We start from the raw sequence: 8042 nt of genomic DNA on the forward strand, positions 1-8042 counted from the left end.
CTAGCTTTTCACCAGAAAAATCCATTATACATGCATAGTTAGCACAATCTTGATTTGGCAATTCTGAACTAGCAACCCCTGAACTTCCCAAAGAAATAATTTGAAAAGTATGTTCAGGATTTGAAGCCGAGACTGGTTCTAATGGAGATAGTATTTTTTTTATTGTAATACAACTACTTCTATGCATATGCCCATGAAGAATATAGTCAACTTTATGTTTCACCACCCAACGCAACAATCTCTCCGCATCTAGTGTAACACTATATTTTGAATCCAAATAGGCATCTTCGGCCTCATTAATTGAAGTTAGGTGATGATGGAGCATAGCAATTCTTGTGACCCCCCTTTTTTTAGATATATACTCCCCACTTTTGTTCATCCATCCCATAGATTCCGCAACGTTACTGAGTTGTTTCTCACCGATAAACCCCATACCCAAAAATGAATCTTTAACTTGTTGTAAAACACATGAGTTCAAGGCCGCCACTTCAACTACTTTGTGCCCTCCCAATAAAAATTTTCTTCCTTGCGAGAGATCTTCTTCAGGTTTTCTTTGGAAAACATCTTTATAAAATTTTATATAGTTTTCTTTGCTTCCTTTATGATAGTTTTCTGCTAGAGTTGCCCATGGAGTATCAGTAGTAGGCTTTCCCATTATTTCAAAATATTGTTCTTTAGAAACCAAACCAACATCATGATTCCCTGGGCAAATAATTATATCATCCGGTGTAAGGCTAAGAGAAGAACTAACATCTTTGATGAATTTCGAAGCCAGCTCAAATCCCTCAACCTGTGATTGCCAAGTCAAATCACCTGAAATAGCCAATCCGGCACATTTATTTCCATTGCTATATTTGTCTGCCAACTCTACTACACGAGAAGATAAACATTTCTGTTGATCATTATCTTGCGCTGGAAACGCATGCTTGCCTTTTCCGTTATCGAAATGAATATCTGAAAGCCAAATTATAAACTCCCCTTTTTTTTGGCTATATTTTTGGTTGAAATTATAAGGAATATAATGGGATGCTAATAATTCATGCTGAAGATCAGAATCAATAGCAGGTCTCACCTTCCAAATTGTTCTATCTTGTTCTTTTAATTCAGTTACTGAAAAAACAACTTTATTGAAAAGCTGTTCATCTAAATCCTTTGAGGTGGTGAATAATGAATCTAATGGAATATAGGATAAGGTTTTGAGAACATCATCATTATCATGAATTTCACAAATTTCAGAAACTTTTAACCAACCTAACAACTCATCTTCATTATAATACCTTGGTGTTTTTCTACCATTATCAGGAGCCTTCTTCTTGCTATCCCCAGCAGCTGAGGAGCAGACTTCTTTTAATTCGGCCCTATAGAACTTTAGTCGCCCTGAATCAAAAAAATATATTTTGGTGAGATTTTCGGCAGCAATTCTTAGTTCTTGTGATGGAAACACCTCACCAGATTTTGCCCACCATCCCCACCAAACATCCCCTTCCTCACGAGCAATTTGGTTATGCTGTTCGATGGTAAATCCTTCACTTTTTCCTAGATCACGGAACCTAAAAATGTAAGTCTCTTTCATTTACTTCATCCTTAAATGCAATGGTTTTATAATATCTTCGTTTTATCAGTAAATCATAGTGAACTCAAATTCGAGTCTTATCTTTTTGAGAATAGCGTTAAGTAAGGTAATCACCTCGCTACCTTCTTCCAGTTTGCCTGATTACACCAATACGATCCGGCAGCTGCTAATGCATGTTCATTCAATCGGCTCGCTTAAATCAATGAACTCAATAGTCTTTGCTAAAGGTATAGATTGACGGGGAAAGTCACGTCGCAGTCGGCGGGCTAACTCTCCCAATGCATCACTACGATCCATCGCATGATGGACTAGCAAAGACGCTACCTGCCGAACCTGAGCCTTTGCGCCAGGCTCACGACTATTATCCTGCCCGCGAAGTGCATTACGCCACCCCAGTGTTGCCCTGTTTACATCAATTTGATCCAGCACTCGAATTAAGCCTGAAGGCTGGACTTGCACGAGGAGACAAAGAAACATCAGAGCCTCATTGTAAAAAGTGGGGCTGGGCTGAGATAACGCCTCTGCTAGCCCACTGTAGTGCGGTTCAAGAAATGTAGAAACCAGTGTTGGCTCCGACTGAGCAATCCTCGCCAAAACTAATGCTCCCAGTTGCCAATCGACATGACCCCAATGGCTGAGTGCAATGCGTCTGCCCGCGGCTATATGACGTAACGCGCTAGCCGGCGCGATGGCTGCGAGATGCGTCGACATGTTGACGATACGCGGCTCATTGCGCGCAATCATCTCCTGAATTGCGAGTCTCGCTGCTGGTACGATGTGCGCAACTCCGAGCAGCATTCTCGCATCGCCGATATTTTCCGCCCAATCCGAGCCTATCGCTTGGTCGATCTCGCTCCAATTGAGTGCTAATACCGTCTCCTCGAACTGCTTTGGCGAGGCCTTATGCATGAAGCTAAGAAGCCCTGCGGCAGCTTGGAAGTTTCGTTGCGTACTGCGCGACAAAGAGATCGCGAGATCCTTAGGCGACCAGCAACGGCAGATTTTTCGCCCCACCTGCCGCATTCTTCGGGACGGTGCCAACTTGCCAACATAGATGTTAAGCGGATCGTAGAGCCGCAACGCGTTCCACACGATATCGTTTAGTTCGTGGAAAGACTCTTGCGGAGCGGCACGCAGTCGATCGGCGATGGCCGGGATAAGTGCTTCGATCAAAGTGAACCCGAACTCTGATTCGACGTAGCAGAAATGTTCGCAAAAATCGGCAACGACCGATAGGTAGGCATCCTGCGGCCACTGTGACACAATGCGAAGGCACGCATCGTGATCAATGTGTTCGAGATAGCGTGCCTTCCACATATCATCTTTACAAGCACCTATCATCGAAAGCAGTTCGGCAATCTCACCCGCATGCAACGGGGCAGCAGCACTGATCGCCTTTGCTAATGCGCGTGGCTCAACTAGCATGACGATGTTTTCACCAAGTGCCCGATTAGTATTAAGTACATGATTAAGCACGCGGCCAATCGCATAGCATGCACCTTCCGGCGCCGCCTGTATCCACTCTGCAAGAGTCTCACTATGATCGGCAATTGTTTCCATCTCATCGGGCAGATAGCTATGCAAATTATTCAGTAACCAGCAAGCATGCCGAATATCAAGTGGTTCTGTCGCTACCCAGCAGCGTTCTAAAGCGGGAGTAAGCCATGCCGGCTGTACAAGCCTTCGCCACATCCCAAATTCGCCAGCTAACGAAAGTTCGCTAAGTAGAACACTTAGGCCACTGAGAGGCATCTGAATGTCGGTCAGAACTGTTCTGAGCATAACTGCAATTTTCTGACGCTCTTCGGCTGTCTGTCCGTCGAGAATACGTGCCAGGAGTACAATAGCAAGACGCTGGTGTGGACAGCGAAGGTCGTTGAAACTCAGTAAAAATCGTTGCGCTACAAGCCAATCAATCGCAGCATTTCCATCAGAATTCGACAACTCGTCCCCGACTAACCGCAACAACATTTCGCGTGAACAGTGCGCATCACGTGATGCCAGCTGTCGAATTGCAGCAGCTGCAAGAACCACGTCAGCGCCTGCTGCGCGCGCAGAACTTGCCATTGCATTCGCTCGCCGCCATCCTCCTCCAAGGATGAAACAGAATTGCCAGGGACAAAGCGCTTTCTCCGCTGCATGCTCAAGGCGTAGATCGAACTGCTCATCTCCAGGCCGATCGCCGATGCGATCATCGGCTTGACGAACAGCGGCAAGTGTTGCTTCGCGGGAAGCCAGAAAACCATTCGCAATAACCCGAACCGCTCGCTTAGCATCAAGATGGATGGCGCCTGGAAAGCCGCTCTTATCTTCGGAAATCGTGTACGCACTTAATACCCATCGCGATGCAGTGGCCTGTTCTTCCAACTCACGAAGAAATGCTGGGCGAGTCAGGTGAGCATCATCAACGATGTAGAGTGTCGGTTTCAGACTCTCATCAAAAGAAGGTATCTTTCCAATTGGGTCGGCTAATCTTAGGACACGCCAGCCGCGACAATACATTTGAAGCGCCACTTGAAGAATTGAGATTGATTTCCCAGCTCCCGGTACCCCCGCAAGTCGAGCTGTTCCTGCGCGCTCCAGGTCTGCAGTCAGTAGAGCTACCTCCGGAAGAATGGGACAAGCAGCGACATCTGCAGGCCCGAGTGGACGACCCATTAGAGCAGGTCCAAGATCACGAGGCTTTTCGAACTTAACCTCAGACCAAACTGATGCTTCAATATTGAGTACTGATGATCTTGGTGCGAACACAATGAGGCTCCGCCGGATCTGATCGAGCTCCTCGGAACTTGGTAACGCGCGCAGAGCTGCCATGATTTTATGCAGATCGCTTGCATGTTCGGGATAGATTTCTTCAATCACTTCCTGATGAGTGGATAGCAGCGCTTGAATCGTGTCCCATCCAATAGCAACTACGGGAAATTTTCCTTCCTTCACGCGTTGTTCTGACACTAGTCGGGCATGTTCTTGAAGTCGCGCATCATTAGGCGCTGTAGTAGCAAATGTCCAGTGTCCAAGCTGTGGTTTAAAATTTTCGGCCTTGATGAGTTCCGTATCGAACTCCACGATAGTCGCCTTGGCCCCATAACCTTCGTTCTTCCCTTTGCATTGCACACCAAAATTTATGCCGGGTGTTGCCTGTGGCGTTCCATAGACATCAACACCGTGCTGTTTTTGCCCAGACCGACCATTTTTTTGCGTAAGGGGAGACCTCCACACTGCGGCAAACAATGCACGAGTCAAATCTTCGAATTTCTCCCACGACTTTGGCGGGAGAATCTGTTTGTCAATAAAGTCCATTGCACAAGCCACTTTGTAAGTATTTTAAGGAACAGTCATCGCCTTCGCTTTAACCACATCCTCAAGAACGTGACTAGTCAAGCATCAGGAGTAGATTTTATTATTTCAGAGTTCCAAGTGGAATGAAAAGTAATCCATTTCGACTTGGGTAGCTGACAACAGCATTATCTCCCCACACCAAAACGGCTCTCGGGCCGTTAAGCGCTTCACCAACAAATAGAATTTTTTTTATTTGAAGTGAAGCACGATCTAACGCTACAAGCTCATGATTGTTTCGATTGACCGATAACAGTAAGTTTCCACTCACCGTTTGCGATAACGGGTCTGCCCATGCGAAAAAATTATTATTATCATTTGAGGCAAAGCGAATTTCTTGAATTAGCTCCCCTGATTCCGGCTCTATTACACAGATGCCACGCTTGGACTGGAACATGCCGACATAGATGCGATTGTAGAGATCGTCATATGTTAGACATGCAGGGGTTGAATCATCTGCACGACCATTGCTTATCTCGGCGAGCTGGACATCCGCCGTATATTTTTGACGACTCAAGTCGTAGATAGCTAAATAGCAGTTAGCATGTGGATAACTCAGCCCGTGGCTGCGTCCGCCGCGTTGAATGCCAATGTAAATTAATGGCAGTGTCGGATGTCGTAGCAGCGACATGCAGCCTCGGCCACCTTCGGGATATGCTACTGTCTTTACAACGTATGTGGCACTGTCAATGATGTAGAACTGGTTGACTCGATTGCTTGCGAAATAGATTTCTTTTTCGTTTTGTGACACTGCTAATTGTCCGTTACCGCCCCCAGGTAACACTATTCTTTTAACGATAGCATGCGTAGCCAAATCAATAACGAGCACAAAGTCCGAAAAAACCTGGCCGACAAACAAACGGCCATCTGCAATAACTAAGCTACCAGGAGGATGGCTCAAAATCTCTCTTTCACCGTTTTGCGGGGAGATCGACTCATATTTATCCAGGTCGATGGTACGTATGATTGATTTGGATGATGGATTAACGATTGAAATGCTGCATCCAGCCCAATTTGCAGTTATCAGGAAGTTGTTATGCAGGAGAATGTCATGTGGTTCAGAGGGGCTTGGAAATTTATAAATCGGGGCTCCATCATCACTACTGTCTAGAATAAGAGAGGCTTCTGATGTTGCTGCCTGTGCAGTCTTGGCAAAATCATCCAAGGATGTGACCAGAGTGATGTTCGACCCTCGTGCCGCATCCTGTGCTCCAGGTTGGAAACCAACCTCACTGACCATGATTCCTCGATCGGCACCAAGGTCATCAATGAGGCTCTTGAGAGCAAGCACCTTTTCCTTAGGAACGCGAGTTTTCCACAATTTGCATTCGATTACCCAAGTACAGAGGATACCCGATCGAAGGAAGGTCGCGTAGACGTCAATATCATGGGTCGCTCGAACACCTTTGGCTCGATAATCAACCAAAGCATTACATCCAAGACGTCGAAATACTTCAGCTGTGGCCTCCTGATAAACTCGCCAGTCCGCGTAGCTCATGCAACTCCCCAATAATATGGCTATATTTTTTTCTGTGTGCCATCCAGCTTGCGATGAATAAGCGAAACCAACGTAAGGATGTCCAGCGCATCCAATTCAGACATGGGCCAATTCTTCTTAGGCGAATGGGCCAGTGGATTGCGCACAGCGCCGAATAGACCAATGAGTAGGTTCGCAAAACCTTTTTGTTCACTCTTTTCTGAGTCGGTAGTGAGCGGTCCCAAGGTCAGAACTGGTTGTTGTCCGGTAAATGCCTTGTTCACCAAGTCAGCACCATCGCCGCTCAACCCAGACAACTGACGAATACGTTCCGCAACCCCTTTCGTCGCCTCGAAGACGGCATGAAAATAGTTTTCGTCCAGAAGTTCTGCACGACAATAGTTCAAAACTTCTGCATGCACAGCACGGTTTTCGAGTGCAGCCTTAAGTCGCCCGGCGCGGGCTCTGGCTGAATCGAGTGTTGTTGCTTTAGTAGCGTTCGTGACCTTACCATCTTCGCGGACATAAAAGCCGGAAAAAGCTAGGACAACATTGAGTTCATCACGCCTCCAGGTAAATACTGCTGGATCACGAGCGTAATTTACCGGATTCATCGCACGGTTAATGAACATTATGAGATGGTTGCCGACCTGATATTGGTTCTGCGCACCTACGAGCGCATTATACAGCCGTTTCCATTTTGTCATGCTTGGCGATGTGTCGGCAACTTTGATTTCTTGTAGGAGTCGCTCGATCTGCGCCCCACTCAAGCCACGTTCGGTATCAGCAAGAACGCGACAAGCGGCCTCAAGGTGCTGAGAGTTGAATAATGGAATACGTATCATAAATTACCTTTTTATCACCTTTCAGACCCACTCGAGCGCCGTGATAATCGATTGTCCCTCAGTACCGACCTCCACAAACAAAGCGTGATCGTAGCCAAGCTGCTGCTTATAACCTTGAAGTTTCAGTAGATCGATTCGTCTATCGACGCGACTCGTTGATTTTTTAAATTCTAAGACCAGATGATTCTGTTGTGTACCTCGCCGATGCACGATCACATCAGGAAATACTGTCTTTGCTTCAACGTCTTCGCTGTCTGGATAAAGCTCCAAATGTCTGAGCCGTTTAGGTTCTACACCATCCCGGTTATATTCGCAATCTACATTCCAACCGGGGAAAGATAGCTGGAGGTACATCGCAAAGCGAAAGGTAATGGACCGTTCGTTAGCATCAATACTGAGTAGATCATGATCATTGAATAGTAGCTCGGACAATGCATGTGACACAGGTTCGCCTGGTTCACATTGATTGAGGTAGCGTATTTGAGTCGGGGTCAGTGCCATTATCACGCTCGCATATTTAAGGAATTTTATTGGATTTTTCAGTACGCATTCGGTTACCAACTAAAAGGTATAATAACTGAATACTAAAACCTGATGTTCATCACAAAATCAGAAAAACCAGTTCATGAACCAATGGTAGAAAATTCGTATGATTTGTGTTCAGCTACTTGCACAGTTATGAACCAAAACTTAGTTCATAAGTGCATGCTTTGATTGCTCGATGAGAAAAAATTATTTAATTACAGTGGGTTGCAAAGTTTTTTATTATAAATTAAATTATGTATTTCCCTCAAACCCAGAATAGTTAAAT

The 8042-nt window shown here is 45.8% G+C and carries 5 protein-coding genes; all 5 read right to left on the bottom strand.

The genetic code is table 11. From position 1 onward, the window contains the following. Positions 1-1573, bottom strand: a 1573-nt coding sequence (locus SIK97_RS00665) for a metallophosphoesterase family protein (protein WP_319610909.1), incomplete at its 3' end; no start/stop codon positions are given. 177 nt (positions 1574-1750) lie between these two features. Further along, positions 1751-4873: a hypothetical protein gene (locus tag SIK97_RS00670; RefSeq protein WP_057173944.1), complete on the bottom strand. Its 3123-nt coding sequence runs from the start codon at positions 4871-4873 to the stop codon at positions 1751-1753. Between the two features lie 100 nt (positions 4874-4973). After that, on the bottom strand, positions 4974-6407 hold the full coding sequence (locus tag SIK97_RS00675; protein WP_057173945.1) for a restriction endonuclease: 1434 nt from the start codon (positions 6405-6407) through the stop codon (positions 4974-4976). Between the two features lie 20 nt (positions 6408-6427). Then, on the bottom strand, positions 6428-7231 hold the full coding sequence (locus SIK97_RS00680) for a TIGR02391 family protein (RefSeq protein WP_000619352.1): 804 nt from the start codon (positions 7229-7231) through the stop codon (positions 6428-6430). A gap of 21 nt (positions 7232-7252) precedes the next feature. Next, entirely contained in the window at positions 7253-7732 is a 480-nt protein-coding gene (locus tag SIK97_RS00685; RefSeq protein ID WP_057173952.1) for a hypothetical protein, read from the bottom strand. Positions 7733-8042 lie beyond the last annotated feature (310 nt).

This window comes from Klebsiella sp. JN_Kp126 (genome assembly GCF_033843325.1).
GTDB classification, from domain to species: Bacteria; Pseudomonadota; Gammaproteobacteria; order Enterobacterales; family Enterobacteriaceae; genus Klebsiella; species Klebsiella michiganensis.